The 24,524-nt window shown below is 39.2% G+C and carries 10 protein-coding genes; 9 read left to right on the forward strand and 1 reads right to left on the reverse strand.

Going from position 1 to position 24,524, the window contains the following annotated elements:
• Positions 1-243 precede the first annotated feature (243 nt).
• The gene (locus CD05_RS0103355) at positions 244-1,350 is read left to right on the forward strand and encodes a site-specific integrase (RefSeq protein WP_028509296.1); all 1,107 of its coding nucleotides are present in this window, start codon (positions 244-246) and stop codon (positions 1,348-1,350) included.
• A 203-nt stretch (positions 1,351-1,553) separates the two neighbouring features.
• Positions 1,554-2,279, forward strand: coding sequence for a LytTR family DNA-binding domain-containing protein (locus CD05_RS0103365; protein WP_028509298.1), 726 nt, complete (start codon positions 1,554-1,556; stop codon positions 2,277-2,279).
• Positions 2,280-2,504: 225 nt separating this feature from the next.
• On the opposite strand, the gene CD05_RS0103370 is transcribed toward CD05_RS0103365, so the two are convergent.
• Positions 2,505-3,731: an IS256 family transposase gene (locus CD05_RS0103370; RefSeq protein ID WP_028509299.1), complete on the reverse strand. Its 1,227-nt coding sequence runs from the start codon at positions 3,729-3,731 to the stop codon at positions 2,505-2,507.
• Positions 3,732-3,922: 191 nt separating this feature from the next.
• Between CD05_RS0103370 and CD05_RS0103375 the strand changes: the two genes are divergently transcribed.
• From CD05_RS0103375 to CD05_RS0103400, 7 genes are all read left to right on the forward strand, one after another.
• A complete protein-coding gene (locus tag CD05_RS0103375) occupies positions 3,923-5,065 on the forward strand; it encodes a GHKL domain-containing protein (protein ID WP_028509300.1) in 1,143 nt (380 codons plus the stop codon).
• Positions 5,066-5,136: 71 nt separating this feature from the next.
• Positions 5,137-5,763 carry an accessory gene regulator B family protein gene (locus CD05_RS0103380; RefSeq protein WP_028509301.1) on the forward strand — a complete coding sequence of 209 codons (627 nt, stop codon included), beginning with the start codon at positions 5,137-5,139 and terminating at the stop codon, positions 5,761-5,763.
• Positions 5,744-5,848 carry a cyclic lactone autoinducer peptide gene (locus CD05_RS20235; RefSeq protein ID WP_242841225.1) on the forward strand — a complete coding sequence of 35 codons (105 nt, stop codon included), beginning with the start codon at positions 5,744-5,746 and terminating at the stop codon, positions 5,846-5,848. Before CD05_RS0103380 ends, CD05_RS20235 begins: the two co-directional genes overlap by 20 nt.
• Positions 5,849-5,969: 121 nt before the next feature.
• Entirely contained in the window at positions 5,970-8,438 is a 2,469-nt protein-coding gene (locus tag CD05_RS19460; protein ID WP_051588802.1) for an RHS repeat domain-containing protein, read from the forward strand.
• A complete protein-coding gene (locus CD05_RS0103390) occupies positions 8,435-23,461 on the forward strand; it encodes a polymorphic toxin-type HINT domain-containing protein (RefSeq protein WP_028509302.1) in 15,027 nt (5,008 codons plus the stop codon). Before CD05_RS19460 ends, CD05_RS0103390 begins: the two co-directional genes overlap by 4 nt.
• Positions 23,462-23,470: 9 nt before the next feature.
• Positions 23,471-23,932 carry a hypothetical protein gene (locus CD05_RS0103395; protein ID WP_028509303.1) on the forward strand — a complete coding sequence of 154 codons (462 nt, stop codon included), beginning with the start codon at positions 23,471-23,473 and terminating at the stop codon, positions 23,930-23,932.
• Positions 23,933-23,998: 66 nt separating this feature from the next.
• Positions 23,999-24,427 carry a hypothetical protein gene (locus CD05_RS0103400; RefSeq protein ID WP_028509304.1) on the forward strand — a complete coding sequence of 143 codons (429 nt, stop codon included), beginning with the start codon at positions 23,999-24,001 and terminating at the stop codon, positions 24,425-24,427.
• The last annotated feature ends 97 nt before the right edge of the window (positions 24,428-24,524 follow it).

The following is a 24,524-nucleotide window of genomic DNA, read 5'->3' on the forward strand; positions in this document are numbered from 1 at the left end:
AATAACCCGACAGCAGCGAGAAGATACTGTGCGGGATTTCGCAAATTCTGTACCTTTGCGAAAGTACACAAAGGCAATTTTAAGTATCAAATTAACGAATATGATAGAATTTTAAATAAAGTATATCATATAAAACGGCTTTTGTAAACCCTTTTTGCCAAATTTAATGTGAAAATAAGATAAAATCAGTCGGCTTAAAGTATATAAGCCGTCAGTTTAACAGTATGAAAAGGAGATAAACTTATGAGAAACGCATTTAATATTTACAAGAGAAAAGACGGTCGCTATGAGGGGCGTATCCCCTTTGGGCGCAATGATAACGGCAGCTTAAAATATAAGTATTTTTATTCGAGAGACCTTAACAATCTAAAAGAGAAAATGCTTTCGGCTTACACCTCTGCCGAAAAATACTCAGAGATAGCCTGCACTAAGACTCTATCCGAACTTTGTGGTGAATGGCTTGCTTGTGCAAAGCTGCGTGTAAAACAATCAAGCTACTGCTGCTACGAAAGAAACTTCAGAACTCACATTGCTCCGTTCTTTAAGAACGCTAAATACAGTGAGCTGAACTCGGTAAAAATCAATACTTTCATCGAATATCTCATTAATTACGGCAATAAAAACGGCGGAGGATTATCATCAAAAACAATACATGACATTATTGTGCTATTACGTTCTGTAGCCAAATATGCCGAAAGCGAATACGGATACAGAAATCCTATGAGAAATATAAATACGCCTAAACAGAATAAGAGATCAACAGCGGTTCTTGACAGAACTGAGCGCCAGAAGCTGCAATCATACCTTATAAACAACCTTGATAAAACAAATATCGGAATATTGCTCGCTATGTACACAGGAATGCGTATAGGCGAGCTTTGTGCTGTAACGGCGGGAGATATTGACATTTGCAATGGTGTGCTCCATATAACAAAAACCATTCAGCGTATTCCGGACAGTATGGGCATCAGCAAAACAAAAGTTATAGTTAGCTCTCCAAAGAGTAAAAGTTCGGAGCGAGATATTCCTTTGCCTGATTTTTTGATAGAAATTCTGAAGAACAATTTTTGTAAGAACGGGTATTTGTTGTCTGGTACAGCTAAGCCCATAGAACCGAGAACCATGCAAAATAGGTTTAAATCTGTTCTGAAGCAGTGTGGCTTAAGAAATGTTAGTTTTCATTTGCTGCGTCACACATATGCAACGGTATGTATCGAAAATGGTTTTGATGCAAAGACGGTCAGCGAACTGCTTGGACACTCGAGCGTTCAGATCACGCTTAACCGTTATATGCATTCAAATATGGAGATGAAGAGGCGGTGTGTTGCAAATCTGAATCTTGCTTCATAAAAAAGCTTCCAGCCGTCAGATTTCTTATCTTAGGCTGCCGAAAATCGCAATTATGCCTGTATTTACGATGGTTTTGCTCAAAGGTACAGAATTTGCGAAAGGGATCAGCTCTTCCTATATCGTATATTATACCACAATTCTTAAGGAAAGTGTATTGATTTTTGAAGAAATATTTGGTATAATGGCGTAAAGGCGGTGGGACTATGATAAGGATCGCAATAGTAGATGATGAACCTAATATTCTCGATAGGATAAAACAAAGTATCTGTAGTCAGTTTAAAGAACGCAATATAGCAATAACTGTAGTCAAATATACGAATGGAAGTGATTTGCTTAATGCTGTCGAAACAGGCTATTTGTTTGATGTAGTGTTTCTTGATATCGAATTACCAGATGGACTTGGGTTAAATGTTGCGAAACAACTCAGAAATTCATATCGTAATATAATAATTGCTTTTGTTACATCATTTGACAACTACGTTTATGATGCATTTGATTACGATGTAATTGGATACATCAGAAAACACGAACTGGATTCAAGACTTGGTACCGTCATAGATAGAGTAATAAAGAAATTTAGGGAAATATCTAATGAAAAGATCTTTAAAAACTCAACAGGGCAGTGCAGAGAGTCTACTGAAAATATTGTTTACTTTGAATCTGACAATCACAATATTACAATTTTTTTCAATAATGGTAAAGAGTTTTCTTATACGGATTCTCTGAAAAGGCTTGAGGATGAGTACGCAATTCATGGTTTTATTCGTATTCACTCAGGATACCTTGTTAACTTAAAATACGTTTACTCTATAGAAAAAGATTATGTAGTATTAAAATATGCAGAAAAGAACGAAAAATTGTCTGTGAGCAGAGGGCGAGCTAAAGAACTAAAAAAGGCGTTTCAACAATATTTCCGAGGTGGATTATGAGTATAGTATATTTTGGAATTGAAGTAATTGCTACTTTTTTTGAAGCATTCATAATTATGAGTACAATTTCTCATTTATTTTATATAAGAAGAGGCTCTGCGAAAAAAACTCTGTAAATTCAAAAACTGTGATAAAAACGTTAAGTTGTGAGCGGCTTGAAAATAGCCGCTCCAATTTTTTTACAGTATACAATAGATACTGTAATTTGTCAAGGTTCTTTGGATATCAGCCGATCCTGTCGGGGTACATGATCTCAAGCTCGCCCAGAACTTTGCCCCAGTTTCGCAGCGGCATGGTCCATTTCTTAGCTATCTCATGCGTTGCAAGATACAAAGCCTTCAGGAGCGCTGTATCGCTTGGAAATACGCTTCTCTGCTTGTTCAGACGGCGATAGCCGCTGTTAAGACTCTCTATTGCGTTGGTGGTATAAATCACCTTTCTGACATCAGCTGAGAACTTGAAGATCGGTGATATTACGTCCCAGTTCTTGTACCAGCTCTTCATAGCGTTAGGATAATCGTCTTCCCATTTTTCAGTAACACAGTCGAGAGCTTCCAGAGCAGCATCCTCGGAAGGCGCATGATAGATCGTTTTCAGGTCGTTTGCGAACTCCTTCTTGTTCTTCTCTCCAACGTATTTCAGCGTATTTCTTACCTGATGAACGATGCAGCGCTGTAGCTCAGTTTGCGGAAAAGCTGCTGATACAGCTTCTTTCATGCCTGTAAGACCGTCTGCGCAGATGACGAGAATATCCTTAACTCCGCGATTTTTCAGCTCGTTCAGAACGCCGAGCCAGTACTTGGCGCTCTCGTTTTCACCGATATGTATTGAAAGAACTTCCTTGTGACCTGTCATGCTGACAGCAAGGATCACATATGCGGCAAGCTTCCTGATCTGTCCGTTATCACGCACTGAGAAGTGTACAGCATCGATGAATACTATCGGATATACTTCGTCCAATGGACGTTTCTGCCAGTCCTCTATCTGCGGCAGAAGGCGGTCTGTGATATCTGATACCATACCGTCGCTGACTTCAAATCCGTAGATATCTTCGATAGTTTCGCTTATTTGGCGTGTGGTCATTCCTTTGGCATACAGAGCAATTATCTTCTGCTCAATACCTGAGATGTCCTTCTGTCGCTTCTTTACGACCTTTGGCTCAAAACTGCCGTCACGATCCTGCGGCACTTCTATTTCCGTTTCGCCGAAGCTCCCGCGTATCTTCTTGGTTTTCTTTCCGTTGCGAGAGTCAGGATTGTCGGAACGTTCATATTCCTGATATCCAAGATGCTCGTCCATTTCGGATTCAAGCATTTCCTGGATCGTTCCTCCGAGAAGGTCTTTCAGGGCATCCTCAATATCCTTAGCCGACTTGATGTCGTATTCCTCAAGCAGCATTCCTATTATGTTCTTCTTGCCCTCGCTCATCGGTTCTCTTTTTCTTCTTGCCATAAAAAATCAGCCTCCTGTGATATTAATTCTATTTTATCACAGTTTGCTGACTTTTTACAGACTTTTTTTCAGAGGCTCTAAGAAGAATTAATAAGCCTCTTATTCTTTTAAAGACATTGCCATTTATTTTTGTCGGTTCAATTACAGTTATATGCAATTACTTTGGACCTCACTATAGAGATATTTTGGATTTGGGAATTGTTGCTATATATGTTTTTCTTTGTTTGCTGCTATATGAGGGAAACCCGTTTTTTAGAATACTTGTACCCATTATATTGACCATTATCATTATGATAATAAACATATCCGTTAATATTTTTATGTCTCGAATATATGGCGTTCCATCTGAATATCTTATACAACCGGGAAGTAATTTGCGTGTTCTAGGTCTTTTTGTGACAAAAATTTCTTTTTTCTTAGTTACTCAAATTATTATAAAGAAAGTGAAAAACAGTAATTATGTTTTAAAAATAGACGAGTGGTTAGGAATGACCGTCATATTTCTGATCTCGGCGGGAATATTATTTACAGTGGGGGAAATACAATACAAGCACACTGATAAGAATTTTAATATGCTTCTTTTAATTATAGGAATTTTAATTATTAATATATGCGTGTTTTTCTTTTTTAATAAGATGACAAAGAAAAACAAAGAGCTTACTCTACTGCAGATATCACACATGCACTTTGAGGAAAACTTAAAAGCACTCCGATCTATTGAGAGTATTTATAACGAGATGAAAATATTAAAGCACAATATGAAAAATGAATGGTTTATCATATACGACGCATTACAGAAAGGAGATAGTATGAGAGCCAAGCAACTATTAAATGATATAATTGATAAAACAGACGGTGCATTTGCAGAAATGGTAACTTTATCCCAGCCGTCTATTAATTCTATAATTAACTATAAGTTAAATTGTGCAAAACAGCATGGAATCTACTGTACAAGCATGATACAAGATGATTTCAGCAGCTTTGATGAATATGATATTGTTATGCTTATTGCAAATCTAATGGATAATGCCATTGAAGCAAGCAAAGACTTAGAAAATTCAAGACTTGATGTGATGATAACAACAAAGATGAATTATCTTAATATAGTTATTAGCAATACCATAAAGAATAGCGTACTTGAAGGCAACTCTCAGCTTGATACATCAAAAAACGATAAGGATAATCATGGATTTGGAATTCAGTCGGTTCGACAAATTTCTGAGAAATATGACGGTATGCTTGATTTTTATGAGCAAGATAATATGTTTTTTGCAGATGTGTTATTGAAGAAAGAAACTCCGATTTTAGACAAAATAATACCAAATACGAATTGAGAAATACCAAACACGAATTATATATTGACTTTACGAAAAAAATTGGTTACAATTTTTTGCGAGGTGATTTGATGATTGCCGGTTTAGCAAAAATTGTGACCGATTTTTTTTTGAAAAACAATGTAATCGGCCCTGAAGATACTGACGTATATCAGTATGGCAATGAAATAATAATAAGTTCCCTTTTGGATTTACTTATAGTGTTAGTCGTTGGTCTAATATATAATGCATTGATTAACTCATTACTGTTTTTTGTGCCTTTTTTTCTGCTAAGAAGTTTTTCAGGAGGGTATCATGCTAACACCTATTTAAAATGCAAAATTGTCTTTTTAATAAATATATTCTTATCATTATTTTTATCAACTTCCGCAAGCAGTATTTATGGAATTTATTCACTGGTACTTCTATTATTATTCTCAATTTTTGTCATTTGGGGATTCGCACCTATCGAGAATGAAAACAAACCGCTTTCAGAAGAAGAATTTATTATAAATTCCAAACGTTCGAAAATCATAGGTGTCATTTTAATTGTATCAATTATTATTACATATTATTATAATAAGAATATTTCATTATCACTGTTATTGTCATTTTTTTCGGTAGCAGTTGGTATGATAATAGAATATTTTAGAAAAGGAGGTTTGCTTTATGAAAATGGTAAAGAAACTGGCAAGTGGAATGGCAAAAGCAAGTCTTAAGACTGCCAAGAGCGTAAGCTGCAGTGCATCGCTTTTCAGCTATCATCAGCCCAAAGAGCCAAAGTCGTTAAAGACTAAGAAGTAATCGGCGACTATACAAGTACAGATGGTGTGCCGGAATAAACCTTATAATTCAATAAGTTTGTTTTGGCACACTTTATCGTACTGTGTAATCGTTTTAAACAAATGAAATAAGAGGAAATTGTATGAAAAAACTTAGCAAGAAACAAATTACAATAGGTGTGGGTTCAATTGCAGCAGTTCTTGCCGGTGCAATTGTTGTATTTGCAAATATTTCAGCATCTGTTGACGACAATCCCTGGGCTCACGCGCTCCTTGCCGGAAAAACAGGCGGAAGTATAGCTGCTGAAAGTAATAAAATAACCGTGAATGGAGATCTCCGTTCAAACGGAAAAATAAGTATAGAATCTGATACGGTTGCAGTAAATGGATATGCTGCTGCCGTTTCTTCTGTTAATGCAGATATTTCAGAAGATAATATATATGATAATATTGATAGTGTTGCTTTTCCGAATGTATATGACAATGTCTATGAGATTGCCGGTGAGTATTCCGTATCCGAAAATGATGCAGTATCATATTCCTCGGATAATCTGATATTGCCGGATATGGCAAATTCCTCGGAACAACTGAACATAAATGTCAGTGCCGAAACTGCTCCATCAGCTGATGCAGGATTAAGTATTGGCGGCAAGATAGGTGCCTTTGGTGCAGGATTTTTTGCCAAAACATATTCTAATCATGAAAAATGGAATAAAATATTCCCGGTGTTATATAAAACAGAAAATGGAGAAACCAATTCTCTTGTGGAACTTGGACGGAACAGTAATTTTATACCTCTTAAGGAACAAGGTGTTGGCGATTCTTGGAGTGACTGTGATGAACTCCCCAATGATGCAATATCCAACAATTTTACAGAGACACAGCTAACTGAATATATATCGTCTCTAAAAACGGATAATCCTGTGACCTCTATATGTTCAGAGGGCAGCGTAATTATACAAGCAAATAACACAGTTAATCCTGAAAGTGCAGAAGATGCCAAAAAAATCGTTGTTGAAGGCGGACATTTTTCACTCGATGGCGATTATAGTTCTCTTGAAGAGATAAGATTTGATTCTTGGGGTGGATCTCAGCTTATCGGCAGCTATCCAAATTTAAAATACATATATAAATCATCATGGTCTGATCTGAATCTTGTTGGTGATTTTCCTTCTCTTGAATGTATATACATGGTAGGTGGACAGCTTTTGCTCGGCTCGGGAGACCAAGGTTTTAGTGCAGACGGGGTAAGAATAATAAACGATTATGGCCCTATTGCTATATATACAGCAAAAGATGTAAACATTACTAATAGCGAGATCGTTACCTCTCAGATGATACTTATGAGAGGGGCAGGTGCAGATAAGCCGGGATCGGTTTTTAACTCAGAAAACACGATAATGGCAGCAAAATACGGGATTATGTTTGAGGATATGAATGATTTAAATGTTAGACGCTACAGCAAGTTGCCTGTGTATTATTCGGTATATCCTATGTCAGTTATAAATTGTAATTTCAGACTTCTGCAAGGCACATTTGTCATTAATAATAATGCAATTATAATGACAAATGCCAATATAGACAAATTTAGAGGATTTATGTTTTCTCCCGAAGGTATAGATGAATACAGAAATTCTTCTGCTGTTGGATTCTATCTGAATACTTATGCATATAACATATCTCCAAATATCAATAATCTAAATAAGCAGCCGAATGGAAGTGAGGAGATTGGTAGGATAAGCAGCTTTGAATATGCCGAATTTCCTCGTGAGCTGATAGATAAGATCTCAGATTCTACGGTATTTCTCGCAGATCTTAGTGATCCAGATAATGAATTTGAGATCGGCGAATCCAATAAAAAGCCGGGAGAGCTTTCTATCGGTAAATTCATTTTTGCTGATGGTAATATAAGCATATCAGCAGATACGCTTGTTGATCAGGACAACAGCTTTACTGTTATTGCTTCAAAACATGGAAATATAACTATCAATGTGACTGACAGTGCGGATATAACTGCTATAATATATGCGCCGAATGGAAAAGTTACAATAACAGGCGGAGCATATAATATCAAAGGAAGAATATTTGCATGTGACATTGAGATAAATACAGATACTTTTGAAATAACCTCAGGTGACGAGGATATTTCAAATCTTGGATTCACTTACGATAATAATAATATCAACAACTCATCTGATAATGAAAGCTCTAATAATAGTGACAGTGGTGAGGATGACAATATCGAAGATTCATCCAAGACTGATTCGGGAGACGATCACAATTATGACGATTCTAGTGACGCCGATTCAAATAGTGATGTGAGTTCGGATGACAATTCGTCAACAGACGCAAATGACGATAGCTCAAATTCATCCCCCGATGATAGCATAGATGATTCAAGTTCTGATACAGATGACAGTTCAAGTGTGGATCATAATCACAGAGAAGGCTTTACAGAACCCGAATATGAATACGATCTGCTCAACAGACTCATTAAGGTTACTTATGATGAAAATAATTATATTGAATACGAATACGATGCTAATGGAAATATAACTGAAATAGTTACCGTAAAGGATGGAGAAATTCAACATTTGGAGGATGAGGAATGAAAGGATTATCAAAGAGGATAGCTGCACAGGCTGTTGCATTTGCTATGACTTTTCAAATGGTAGGACAGATAAGTTTGCCGTTCAAGACCACAAAAGCATATGCAGATGATGATTTGCAGCAAGACAATAAGTCCGAAGAGTCGGGATCGACGGAGCTGGAAAACGACGAGACAATCGACGAGGACGAAGATATTGATGAAGAACCTCAATATGAGGACATGACTATTTCAAGCGGTACCACATTAAGCACATTGACAGAGGTGCAGAATCTCTACATAAATTACGGTACGCTTGATCTCAACGGAAACACCCTTATAGTTCATGGTGACGTAGTCATTACAAATCGAGGTGAGCTTAACTTTAATAGAGGCGAGTTGATTTGTGATAATTTTTCAATAAGCGGAACATATTATACCCATTATATGTATATGCAAAATCCTAATGACAAGCTCACCGTAAACGGCAATTTTGATTTTACAGGCGGTAATTTTTCGGGAAGTAATGCAAGTGCGGGAACTATTGATGTAAGGGGCAATGTGAATATCAAAAGCGGATTCAATCCGACAAATAACAACAAGTTTATTCTCAGCGGATTGGAGCAGCAGACTCTTTACATCAATGGACAGAACTGCAGCTTTAATATTCTTGATGTAGCAAACACCGGAGAGGGCGGCGTCGTCTGCACCTCTCCCATAAGTGCAGACAGAACCACGGGTTCGCTTGGGCAGCTGCATTTTACGACCGGCGGTGTTGAAGGCACTAAGCTGATCAGTGATTCCGATACTGTAGAAATAGACGAAAGCTATTATCTTGCAGCAGGTGACCTCGACCTCAATGGCAAAACTTTGATCATCAATGGTGACTTCATACAGTCAGGCGGTAATGTTCTTCTCAACGGAGGACATCTTATCGTTAAAGGAGACTATAGGATTCAGACGAAGAACGGTGATGATAAATACACCTACAGCACCGGAACTCTGAGTATGACAAACGAATCTGATATCGTAGAGGTATCGGGTGACTTTGTCATGGGCTCGACTAAGAGCCATGAAGGCAAGCTTACCAACGGTACGCTGATTGTTGGCGGGAACTTTTCGCAGGTAAATGTAGGTTCAGACTCTGTGTATAATTTTAAAACAAGCGGCAATCATACAACGGTATTTAACGCTAATGAGAACGGACACACCATTATCTTTGCAAATGCTTCATATGGAAACTCGCATTTTACAAATCTTACATTCGGCAAAGACAGTGAGATCACAATTTCCAACACAGCTGTTGTGACCGGAGTCCTTGACGGAACAGATTGTACAGTAAGTGGATATATTAACATTGTTGGAGCTGCAAGTACCAATGGTAAGTATTGTGGAGATCTCAGGATCGGTGAATATTGTACTCTGCAAAACGATATTAAGAGTGCAGGCAATTTGTACATAAGCTCAACCCTGAATCTCGACTCACACGAAATTGAAGTTGATGGAAATATAACAAATGACAGTTATCTGTATCTAGGCAGCGGAAAACTGAACTGTGGTGGAAACTTCAGCTCTTTATATTACGGACGTTTGTTTATGCAGGATTCAAACTGTGAGCTTCATGTAGGTGGAAGCTTTACATTTGACAGCGGATACAGAAATTGTGAATTCACTGCTGGGAAAATATATATTTTCGGAGATCTGAATGCGTCTACAGGCTATCTTAGCTGTGGTTCAAACTGTGAAGTGATATTTGACGGTGATAAAAAACAGATCATCAATATTACTGATTCTAATGCGAAGCTTTCAAAGATAATAATAAGGAACACCAGTGAAGATGGTATAGAAATTTCACAGATGTTTAATTATGATACTATTACTAACGAGAGCAATGCTAAGATCTCTTTTGCGAATGGAGGAATTGTTGCAACAGGAGAACCTCAGACTGAGGACACCAAGACCATAGAGGGAGACTACAATCTCGCAATGGGCGACCTCGACCTTAACGGCAAGACCCTTATCATCAACGGTGACTTCATACAATCAGGCGGTAACGTTCTTCTCAACGGAGGACACCTTATCGTTAAAGGAGACTATAGGATTCAGACGAAGAACGGTGATGATAATTACACCTACAGCACCGGAACTCTGAATATGACAAACGAATCTGATATCGTAGAGGTATCGGGTGACTTTGTCATGGGTTCGACCAAGAGCCATGAAGGCAAGCTTACCAACGGTACGCTGATTGTTGGCGGGAACTTTTCGCAGGTAAATGTAGGTTCAGACTCTGTGTATAATTTTAAAACAAGCGGCAATCATACAACGGTATTTAACGCTAATGAGAACGGACACACCATTATCTTTGCAAATGCTTCATATGGAAACTCGCATTTTACAAATCTTACATTCGGCAAAGACAGTGAGATCACAATTTCCAACACAGCTGTTGTGACCGGAGTCCTTGACGGAACAGATTGTACAGTAAGTGGATATATTAACATTGTTGGAGCTGCAAGTACCAATGGTAAGTATTGTGGAGATCTCAGGATCGGTGAATATTGTACTCTGCAAAACGATATTAAGAGTGCAGGCAATTTGTACATAAGCTCAACCCTGAATCTCGACTCACACGAAATTGAAGTTGATGGAAATATAACAAATGACAGTTATCTGTATCTAGGCAGCGGAAAACTGAACTGTGGTGGAAACTTCAGCTCTTTATATTACGGACGTTTGTTTATGCAGGATTCAAACTGTGAGCTTCATGTAGGTGGAAGCTTTACATTTGACAGCGGATACAGAAATTGTGAATTCACTGCTGGGAAAATATATATTTTCGGAGATCTGAATGCGTCTACAGGCTATCTTAGCTGTGGTTCAAACTGTGAAGTGATATTTGACGGTGATAAAAAACAGATCATCAATATTACTGATTCTAATGCGAAGCTTTCAAAGATAATAATAAGGAACACCAGTGAAGATGGTATAGAAATTTCACAGATGTTCAATTATGATACTATTACTAACGAGAGCAATGCTAAGATCTCTTTTGCGAATGGAGGAATTGTTGCAACAGGAGAACCTCAGACTGAGGACACCAAGACCATAGAGGGAGACTACAATCTCGCAATGGGCGACCTCGACCTTAACGGCAAGACCCTTATCATCAACGGTGACTTCATACAATCAGGCGGTAACGTTCTTCTCAACGGAGGACACCTTATCGTTAAAGGAGACTATAGGATTCAGACGAAGAACGGTGATGATAATTACACCTACAGCACCGGAACTCTGAATATGACAAACGAATCTGATATCGTAGAGGTATCGGGTGACTTTGTCATGGGTTCGACCAAGAGCCATGAAGGCAAGCTTACCAACGGTACGCTGATTGTTGGCGGGGATTTTTCGCAGGTAAATGTAGGTTCTAATTCTGCGTACAACTTCAAGACGAGTGGGAATCATACAACGGTATTTAATGCTAATGATGACGGTCATAGGATTAGTTTTGATTATGCTGCAAGTTCATATTCGCATTTTACAAATCTTACATTTGGCAAGGACAGCGAGATCAAAACTTCCAACACCGCTGTTGTGACCGGAGTTCTTGATGGGACAGACTGTACTGTAACAGGCTATGTGAATCTTGCCGGAGCTGCAAGTACTAACGGTAAGTACTGTGGAGATCTTAGAATCGGAGAATATTGTACTCTGCAAAACGATATTAAAGCTACAGGCAATTTGTACATAGGCTCGACGCTGAATCTCAAATCACATGAAATAGAAGTTGACGGAAATATAAATAATGACAGCTATTTGTATCTCGGCAGCGGAAAACTGAACTGTGGTGGAAACTTCACTTCTTCATACTATAGCCGAATGTATATGCAGGATTCAAACTGTGCGCTCCATGTCGGTGGAAACTTTACATTTGACAGTGGATATAATTATTCGTTCTTTGATTCCGGTAAGATTTATATCTCTGGTAATCTAAACGCAACTACAAGTTATCTCAACTGTAGTTCGGATTGCGAAGTAATATTTGATGGTGATGAAAAACAAATTATCAATATTACGAATTCAAGTGCAAAGCTTTCAAAGATAATAATAAGGAACACCAGTGAAGATGGTATAGAAGTTTCACAGATGTTCAATTATGATACTATTACAAATGAGACCGATGCCAAGGTTTCATTTGCAAACGGCGGAGTTGTTGCGACCGGAGAACCTCAGACCGAGGAAACCAAGACCATAGAGGGAGACTACAATCTCGCAATGGGCGACCTCGACCTTAACGGCAAGACTCTAATCATCAACGGCGATTTCATACAATCAGGCGGTAACGTTCTTCTCAACGGAGGACACCTTATCGTCAAAGGAGACTATAGGATTCAGACGAAGAACGATGATGATAATTACACCTACAGCACCGGAACTCTGAATATGACAAACGAATCTGATATCGTAGAGGTATCGGGTGACTTTGTCATGGGCTCGACCAAGAGCCATGACGGTAAGCTTACTAACGGTACGCTGATTGTTGGCGGGGATTTTTCGCAGGTAAATGTAGGTTCTAATTCTGCGTACAACTTCAAGACGAGTGGGAATCATACAACGGTATTTAAAGGAAAGAACAAACAAACGATATTCTTTTCATATCCAAACTACTCATATTTTACCAATATATCATTTGAAAACACAACTGCTATTTCGCTTATTTCAAATGTATATGCGTATGGTCAAATTACTGATACTTACGGGACATTGAGCGGTGGAAGTTTATGTATATCAAAGCTTTCACAAATTAACGGAAACAGTCTCAGCGGCAATATCAATCTTACTTCCAAAGCTGATAATTCGCATCTTCCAAGAGATCTTTCTCTCGGGAATCTAACCTGCAACTATATCTATCTTGACGATTACAGATTGAATGCTAATTCCATTTCTGTAAACAATCGCCTTGATATTGGCAAGGGTTACCTTGAAGTAAAGAACAACTGCTATCTTGCCGATAACGCATATTTCTATATGACCGAATCCGAGGCATGTGTTATTATTGGTGGTAATTTTACAACAGATTCGAGTTATACGTACAACACCCTTACAGACGGCACGTTAGAGATAAAGGGCGACTTTATTCATCGTAATAGTACTGGATTTATATGCTCGGGTAAACATACTACTATACTTAGCGGAAAGAGTGCGTCAAACGGAAGAGCGTATGTTCAAACTATTTCAATGTACAAATCTGGTTCTAAATTCAATAAGCTTATCATTACAAGACCTCAGACTCTTTTTGATGTAAAGTATTACGGCACGGGTGCAAAAACGGAATTTACTGATATTTGTAATGAGTTTATAGAGGATTTTGACGATCTGGAGCCTCCGACAAAGGTAACAGGCGTATCCGCTTCCGAAAGGACCGCCACCTCGATACATCTTGTATGGAACGCTTCCGAGGACAATGTCAGAGTTACAGGCTATGAGGTGTACCGTAACGGCGAAAAGCTTGTAACAACAGGTAGAACTGAATTCATAGATCAGTCCCTTGATCCAGATACTGCGTATACTTATCAGATATACGCTTTTGACGAGGAAAGAAACTATTCCGAGGGCTCTGCTGCGTTAAACACTCGCACTCTTGAAGATACTGATGCGCCCGATACGCCGCAAAATCTTAAATTCAGCGCCATTACAGGCTCTGCGCTCACGCTGTCATGGAATTCTTCTAAGGATAATGTTGGAACAGTGGGATATATAATCTACCGTGATAATGAGGAGATCGCACGTATCGAAAGTTGTGAGTATAAGGACAGCGATATATCAAAGGATAATGAGTATTCATATATGATAAAAGCCTATGATGAAGCCGGAAATCTATCGGATTTCAGCGAAAACATCACAGGCTCTGAAGTCATGCCCAATATTTCTTTTGTTACACCTGCCGATAATTCAGCTCTTGGAGGAAACTCTCAAGATATCACCGTTGTTTTTGATAAGATTGGTGACGGCAGTGGAAACAGAGTCCTTCTGAACTGGAAAAAAGCAGGAGAAGACGAATATGAAGTGCTTACATCAGAACCGTTATATGCTGTGCCTTATTCCGCAAATAAGCTTTGTGCAAAGTATACATGGAATACTGTCGGCCTTGAAGGAAGCTATGATATACAAGCTGTGCTATATGATGCAGATGATAATATAGATACTTATGAACTTTCCTACAGTGTTACTTCGTCAGGTCCAAAGGCTCCTCAGGATCTTCAGGCAGTTTCCAAAAACGGAACTGTTGAGCTTACATGGAAAAGAACGTCAAGTGCAGACTGTAAAGAATATATAATATATCGCCTTGATCCCGACTGTGAGGAATATAAGGCGATAGCATCTATCGGTGACAGGTTGACTGTAAGATATGTTGATAAGACTGCCGAGGCTGGAAAAAATTATTCATACAAAATATCAGGCGTAAACAACTTTGACATTGAGGGCGAAAAAAGCAATGCCGCTACGGTCACTGTGAGCAAGGATAAGTCCGTCCCCGTAATAACAAAGATATCTGCCGATAAATCAAGGCTCAACAAAACCGCTAAGATAACTGTTACTGCCGAGGATAATATTGATGTAAAGAGCATAACTATTGCATATAAAACAGTATTCGATGATGAATATACTGTTATTGACACCGTAGACTGTGAATCCGGAACAGCAGTATTCAATTGGAATACCACAGACCTTATAGACGGATCGTATTCAATAAAAGCTACGGCGATTGACGTAAACGGCAATATTTCCGTAGATACGGATAATTCCGAGAAGAAATTCACGATTGATAATACTGGTATTGCAAAAATTACTTTTGATGAGAATAACTGTACTTCCGCATCTTCCTATGTAAGTCTGCGATGGAATGATGTTACTGAAACGGATTTCGGATATTTTTCTGTAGAGAAGAAGCTGCCTGACGGAACATTTGTGGAGGTGGGAATCTCCGAAAATGTTACCGGACTTCACGTTCTTGATCTTTCGCCCGATACCGAATATACATTTAGAGTTATAGGATATGATGATATAGGAAACGGCGGAATACCATCCGATGAGATCACTCTAAAAACAGCTTCTGATACGACTGCTCCTGTAATCACAGCATTTTATCCCGAATCAAAGGCGTATAATTCTTCAATAGATATAAGTATAACTGCAACTGATAATGACGCAGTAGGCTTGGTAAAGCTTGCATATTCATATGATAGCGAAGAAGATAAAACATGGTATCCTCTCACTGAAATAAATGAAAATACAAACAATGATTTCGGATATACATTAGATATATCTGAAATGAATGAGGGAAGTGTATACGTTAAAGCGGTTGCGGTCGATGCTTCGGGAAATGAAAGCAGCCCCGTTGTCAGTGAGTTTATAGTTGACCGAACTGCACCCGATGAGATATCAGATCTTACGGCACAGACCGGAGAAGGCAATATTCATCTGGTATGGACCGTTACAAGCGATGACAGCGAAAAGTTTCTTGTATACAGAAGCGAGGGCGAACTTGGCTCCTACTCGCTTATTGCAGAGTGCTCAACTAAGGATTATTATGATACAACGGCAAAGCTTGGCGTTCTTTATTCATATAAGGTAATTGCTGTTGATACAGCAGGCAATAAAAGCAAGTATTCAAATGAGGCTATTGCACAGATAACCGAGGACAATACAAAGCCAAAGCTTCTCGGGTTTAACTATAAGAGCGGTGCTTCGGTTTCTGCAAATCCGAAGATGAGTGTTGTTTCATGGGATAACTATACGCTCTCGAGCGTAACGGTCGAGTATAAGCCAAAAGACGGTGCAAGCGGGATATGGTATGAGATTGGCACGTTTAATCTCAGTACAAACTATGACGCAGCCGAATTTACATGGGATACTGACGGACTTGATGACGGCAAATACGAATTCAGAGCATACTGTGAAGATCTTATGGGTAATATAAGTGATACGTTTACTGCCGATTTCACTCTTGACACCACCGCACCTGATGCGCCCGTTCTTATGCTGCATCAGCAGGATTTTAGGATTGAGCTTGAATGGAGCGAGCCGGAATCTGAGGATGTAGATCACTATAGGGTGTACAGAAAGAATTCTGAAAACGCAGATTATTCTTTGCTTACTAAAACTGCGGATCTTGAATTTGTCGATTATGGTGTTGTACCCTATGAAAACTATACTTATAAGATTGAGGCGTATGATAGGACTGGCAATTATTCCACAAGCAATGAACTGAGCGGTTTTGCCTATGATAACGACAGCGTTGACCCTGTTATTGACATACCCGACGAACTGTACGGTATAGCAGGTGAAGAGCTTATCCTTGACGGAAGTGCCTGCACCGATAATATCAAGATCAAGAAGTACATATGGACAGTTGATAACGGTGAAGCTGTTTTCGGCAAGAATACTGTTTATACTTTTGATGAAGCCGGAAACTATACTATTACTCTTACAGTTGAGGACACATCGGGCAATAAAGCTGAAAAGGAGATTGCAGTAACTATATACGAGCCGTCAGAGTACGGCTATATAAACGTAGAGGTCACCGATGCGCAGAATACCCCTCTCAGTTATGCTTATATTTATGTTAGTTCAGGCGACAGCGAGGGCGTTCATACTTTGCGTACCGGATATGACGGTTCTCTCAGGCTTTGTGCCAAGATCGGTGACAACAAAATAGCCGCATATAAGGATGGATATCTGCCCGAAGAAAAGAATATTGCTATAAACAGCGAGGGAGACAACGGCAATGTGAAGCTAACTCTCCAAAGCGGTGAGCTTGTGACCGGAGCGCTTGAGGTTCACAGAATGTCTCTTGAAGAAATGGCAGAGGCAGGTATTGATTTTAGTGATCCTCAGAATTATCACAATGTCAGATTTACCGTAAAACTAACATTTGCACAGGAGCCCATTCCAACAGTCTATGAATACATTTATACCGGCGGAGGCGGTTCAGGTAGTGGTTTCGGCGGAAGTTGGCTGGGCGGAGGCGGAACACATTCGACTGGTTCAGGAGGTAAGGTATCTTTTACTCCCGTAGTTCGCTTAGATAACAATTCGGTACCAGATGAAACTCAGCCTATACTTGCTTATGTTTATGTAAGTCAGGGTATTTCCTTTATGAAGGATATGTTCTCTGTTAACCTTGGTGTTCTAAATAACGCTCAAGAACAGTTTGTTATCGAGGATTCAAGTGCAACACTCGAAATACCCTATGGTCTGTCGCTTGTTGGCAGCGATATGTCGCTTACAAGAGACATGGGTTCTATCTACGGTCAGGAACACAAAACTGCAAGCTGGGCAGTAAGAGGCGACAGAAAGGGAGAATATGACCTGGCTGCCGATTTCAAGGGAACTCTAATGCCTTTTGAAGCTCCAGTTTATGCAACGTTCAAGACCTCTACCCCATTTACCGTAGGAGCGGGCGATGGTATCGTTATACACGTTATGCCTGAATCATTCGCATATATAGGAGAGACCTATTATGTTCAGCTTGCAGTAGCAAATGAAGGTTCAGATACATTCTATAATCTGACAACAGATTTTGGCCCATATATTAACCCGGGTTATAAAGAAGAAATCACTGTAACTTATCCAGATGGAACAGTCAAGCCTTATAAAAATGAATCTGCATGTTATGAGATACAGAGCGCTGATGAATGCGAGTATCTTCCGGTAATAGTTGGGGGTCAAGAGGTAAGAGTAAAGATTTTTAAACCCGGTGATGTTATTTACGGAACATACCGTCAAACCTTCACGGGAAATACAGGCGATGATCCTGAAAAAGTGTATTATAAACTTATAGACTCGGTAGTCGAACATCTTACCGGCGATACTAATGTCAAGGTCGTAGTTGAACCTATCCCAAGCCATATTTCTAAATCAAATGTTGTGCAAAAAATAATAGAAAACACTTGGGCTGACCCTGTTGATATGACAACAGGTGCATATACCGACCAGGTCACTGCTATGTCCGTAAGCGGAGAATCTCAGCTTAATTTGAACCTCAATTATAACTCACTCAATGTTCCTGAGAGCAGGGAGTGCGAGGATAATGAGCTGTTCTGGTATTCGCAGAAGGGGCAGCTGGGATATGGTTGGTCACATGATTTTGAAGCATATCTTGATGTGGAGGATACTGTTATCAATGTTCATTGGAATCCCACATCATATTCAAGCTTTATTGATGAACAAAGCGCTTTGAGAAATGTAAACGGGGAAATCGATAATAACAGAATTGTCGTTCACAAGCCAAACGATACCGGCGAGAAGAATTACGTTTGCATTAACAGCGGTATGTCCGATTATTATATGAGCAGAGATGAAAACAACATCTACACCCTTGAAATTCCCGGCGGTCAGCAGTATATGTTTGACAGCGAGGGTAAGCTAATAAAAATAATTCAGGCGAATGGCAAGTCCACCACCCTTACCCATGTAGGAAATACTACAACAATAACCGAGGATAATTCCGGTGCGAAGCTGGTACTTAACTATAACAGCGGCGGTCTGCTTACCTCTATAGGCGATGGAAATGGCAGAATAACTACTCTTACCTATGAAAACGATCTGCTGACCTCAGTTACCAATCCTCTTGGTGAAAAGGTTGTATATACCTATGATGAAAATGATAGGTTAATAACAGCTGCAATTGACGGATCAGATCCATATGTAACAAATACTTATGATGATGAAGGTAGAGTAATTGCACAGGACGATGCCGATCCGAATACTCCTCTTTCATATTTCGGTTATTCCGAAAGCGAAAATAACGAGTTTATCGTTGACGGTACTGACAGGAACGGCAACACTGTAAAATACGTTTCTGATGGTATAGGACATCTTATAGCAGTAACAGATCAGAACGGGAACACAGTCAAGTATTCTTATGATCTTAAGGGCAATTTGTTGGATGAGACAACTGCTGACGGTTATAGGACAGTTTATACCTATGACGATAATAACAATCTTATAAAGACCAAGGATGCAAGCGGCAATGTAACCACTATGACCTATGATGACAGAGGAAACATTCTTACTGTTACTTCACCTACAGGTGATGAAAATGTATTTACATACAACGTGAAAAATCTTCTGCTCACTCAGACGGAGTACACATCGGCTAAAAAGAGCTTTACCTACAATCAGAACGGACAGATACTGTCCGAGGCGATAGAGGGGCTTGGAGTTAGAACGTATGAGTATACCGACGGCAGGATAACTGCTGTCAATGATTATGAGAATAATACCTCATACAATACCTACGATGAGTACGGCAATTTGCGTTCGGTGACCGACAGAGAAGGGCATCAGACTGTATATAATTATGATCTGCTAAACAGACTTGTAAGTATTACTAACGAGGACGGCACTGAAAGCTATACCTATGATGCAATGGGCAACAAAACTTCCGTTACCGACTCAAGAGGTAATACGACAACTTACGTCTACGATGCTAATAATTGGCTTATAAGTGCAACTAACGCAAAGGGTACGATTTCCTATGCTTATGACAATGAGGGCAGGCTTGTACGTCAGACTAATACGGATGGAACTACTATAGTAAATGAATATGACAAGGTTGGCAATGTTGTTTTAACTACAAATGAGAACGGAGAGGTGACGACTTACTCATATGACGCAGCAAACCATGTTGTATCGAAAACAATAGTTGACGGAGATAGTAAATATACCGAAAGCTATTCTTATTATCCGAATGGAAAAACTAAAAAAGTAACATTTGCTGACGGAACAAGCGAGAGCTATACCTATGATAAACAGTGGCGGCTCATTAAGACTACAGACGCCAACGGCAATTCTGTTACCTGTGAGTACGATGCAAATAACAATCTACTCAAAACAACAGATGCGGAGGGCAACAGCACTTCCTATACTTATGATAAGTATGGAAGAATGACAAGCTCGACCGATGCTAACGGTAATGTTACGACCTATGATGAATATGATTTTAACGGACTCTGCACGAAGAAAACTCTTCCAAATGGTCAGAGCATTAAGATTGTTTACAACAAGGAGGGAATGATAACTCAGACTACTCTGCTTGCAGGAGAGGACGGCGGAGAGGATATTTCGGTATTCTATGCATACGACGCTGCCGGACGGGTGACCGAATACACCAATGAAGAAGGCTATACCGTATATACTGAGTATGATGAGAATGGTAACGTTATAAAGCTTACAGATGCAGAGGGTAATGTAGTTACCAATCAGTATGATGAGGTGAATGCTCTTGTTCTGACGACCAGCGCTATTGACGTTGATACTGAGTACTCTTATGACAGTGTTGGCAATCTTGTAAAGACTATTGAGAACCTCAATACTACAAGAGAAGAACAGACAACCAATACCTTTGACAATCTCGGTCGTGTAAGCACATCAACAGACGCAGAAAATGGCACTTCGAGCTATACCTATGACAGACTCGGTAATATTGCTACCGTTGCCGATCCTAACGGTGGTGTTAATAAGTATTCCTATGACAGCATGGGCAGGATCACCGGGTCGGAGAACGCCATTGGAAGCAAGAAGACCTATACCTACAACGATGTAGGCGAGCTTGCATCTCAGAAAAATGCAAGAGGTCAGGAGACCACATATGAATACTACAAAAACGGCTGGATAAAGAGCTTTACCGATGAGCTTGGCACGGTTTCTTACACATACGATGGGAACGGAAATGTACTTACGGTCACCGATGAAAACGGTACTATAACAAGGGAATATGACTGCATGGATCATGTTACCAAGTACACCGATTTCAGAGGAAACACTATTGAGTATTCTTACGACCAGATCGGCAACCTTGTTGCCATAACTTACCCGGGCGGCAGGATAGTTCGCTATACCTACTACAAGACAGGAAAGCTTAAGAGTGTTACCGACTGGGAAAACAGAGTTACTTCGTATGAATATGACGGAAACGGCAGGATTGTCAAGACGACCAGACCTGAGGGCAGCATTGAAGAAAGGACATATGATGCTGTTGGAAGGCTTGTAACTATTGTTGACAAGAATGGCGATGATGTCATTAATCAGACGGTTTATTCATATGATGAATCGGATAATGTGACTGAAGTTACAATGTCGGACGGTACTTCTATTGACGGGCTGACAAGTGCTGAGATGAAGTACAACGCCGCAAATCAGCTTATAGAGTACAATGGCGAGACAGTTGAGTATGACGCTGACGGCAACATGACCTACGGACCGCTTAACGGCGAGATGGTCACATTCGTTTATGACTGCCGCAACAGACTTGTTTCGGCTGGCGGTATAAGCTACGAATACGACGCTGAAAACAACAGAATCTCGCAGACTGAGAATGATGTTAAAACAAGCTATGTTGTTGATAGCAGCAGTAATGCTCTGAGCAGAATCCTGCTGATGACAAATGGCGATGATACTACCTATTTTGTGTACGGCGCAGGGCTTATAGCTCAGGAAAATGGTAGTGAATATCTAACATACCACTTCAATAATATAGGAAATACACAAGCAATAACTAATAAAAATGGTGAAATAGTAGAATCTTACGACTATGGGCCATACGGTGAGTTGCTTTCCGGCAGTGAATGTGGTATAATATTCCTGTACAATGGACAGCTTGGTGTTGTTACTGACAACAACGGTCTGTACTACATGAGGGCGAGGTATTATAACCCCGAGATCAAGCGTTTTATCAATCAGGACGTTTTAACGGGAAGTATTACCGACAGCCCCACGCTCAACAGATACGTTTATGTAAACGGCAATCCGATAAGCATTAATGATCCATTCGGACTTAGTCCGTTGCTTAACTGGCTTAATAATATAACCGGACATGATGTACTTGATGTTCTTGGAATGATACCCGGCATCGGTTTTGTCTTTGATGGGATCAACTGTGCATGGTACGCTTCCGAGGGTGACTGGTTTAATGCTGCATCAAGTTTTGTATCAATGCTGCCGGGTGTTGGCGATGCAATAGGTGCTTTCTCAAAGGCAGGAAAATCCTGCAAACTTGTTTCAGCGTTCCATAAGGCCGGAGCAGCAGGTAACCTGATGCTGAATTCCTATACTTTAGGTAATATAGCAGACAAATACCTATTTGGTGACGGAGAACATTCTTGGGAAGAAATAAAGAGCGACCTGTTTACTGTCACGATGTCCGGTGTTTCAATGTGGGGCTCTGCGAAGGATTTCGGAACTTCGTATTGCTTTGTTGAAGGAACTCTTGTTACAACGGCAGACGGCTTCAAGCCAATTGAAGAAATTGAAGTTGGCGATGAGGTTCTTTCTGAAAACGAGATAACTGGAGAGATAGCATATAAAAAAGTTTATGCAACTTCTGTTAGTGAAACCAATGAATTCTTCCATATCCACGTTAATGGTGAAGAAATTGTTGCCACAGGAACTCATCCTTTCTATGTTTACAAGTTTGGCTGGACAACTGCAAGAGCATTGCGCGCAGGTGATGTACTTGTACTTTCAAACGGCGAATTAGTAACTGTTGAGTGGATTGAACACGAAATCCTCGAAGAACCGATATTTGTATATAATTTTGAGGTTGAGGATTTCCACACTTACTTTGTTGGTTCAAGCGGAATTCTTGTTCACAATGGTAAACCGTGCGAGACTAAAAACAATTCTATTGATAAGAATAGGAAAGAAGCAATGAATGAAGCTAAAGATATTGCAGGAGTTCCTCATAGTCAGCAACCCTCAAGACAATGGCAAGTAGGTGGTGATATTAACAAAAAAGGGTTAAATCTATCAAATTATGAATACAATTCCGCTTCGGGAAGTTTTGGAAGATATTATGAGTATGATACGTCTAAAGGAAAGCGGGTTATTGTTGAACACATTAATGATCAACAGACTAATCATTTTCATGTCGGAGAACCTAAAGATAAAGACAGGTTGCTAACTTACGATTTTAAAAAAGAAAGATATCAGAAAGTGTATAATCCAAAGACAAATGATCATCATATATATTATAAAAAATAAGGTGTTATTATGAATAATATTAATATGTATAGAGATCCTAGATATAAGGAAATAATTAAAAGAAGAATATTAAAAAAACTAACTTCATATGACAGCATTAGAGTAATAAACGTATTTTATTATGATGATAACAAATTAGTGCTTCTTCCATATTCGCAAGCTATCAAGCGCATTCTGTCATATGGTTTTCCAGTCTATAAAAGTGTAAAAGATGTTTATTCATTAATATCAGAGATAAAAAACATTTATAATAAAAATGGAGATCATATTTATTGGCTCTTATCTTCTTATGATGGAAGTAAATGGTGGATTGAAATAGAGATACTCGATTTAGATATGTTTTTGTTTGATGAATATAAAAAGGAAAAATATCAATTTATTATCATTGATCGAAAGAATAATTTTGTTATGGATTCAGATTTAATTGAAGGAGATCAATATCAAATTCGCATACTTAGAATCGAATCTTAGTGAATTGTATTCAAAGCAGCGGAGAAATCCGCTGCTTAATTACTATAATAACAGAGGATGTTTTTAATGAACAACAAATCAAACGCAAAACTGTACATAACAATAGGCACAATTCTGATACTTGTAGTTGGATTTATAGCCTATAAGAATGTAACTAAAGTACAGAACTATAAAGAAAACGGCAAAGAGGTTGAGTGCGTTGTTACTTCCGTGACACAAGGGCGAAAAGGAAGGCAAACCGTCGAGGCGGTTTATACTGATGAATCGGGCAATCAGGTAACAGCAAGCACCATAAGAAATCAATCGACTTATGTGGGCGAAAAATTTACAGGGTTAGTCGTTCCCGAAAAGCCTGATGAGATTTATTGTATGCCTGCGGAATCTACCCAAATGATAGTCTACTGTATTTTCGGAGCACTTGGGCTGACAGGTTTGGTTCTTATCGTTTGCGGTATAGTAAGTGCAGTTAAGAATCGCAGGAGTTCTTGCTTTTAATAATTGTTTTAATTGAATTGGAGCAGTTCGTTTTAATTAACGGGCTGCTCTTTTTTCGACCAAAAATGCAAATTACGAACAGAGACCTACCAAATAC

Origin of the sequence: Ruminococcus sp. NK3A76 (assembly GCF_000686125.1) — a bacterium.
GTDB lineage: Bacteria > Bacillota > Clostridia > Oscillospirales > Ruminococcaceae > NK3A76.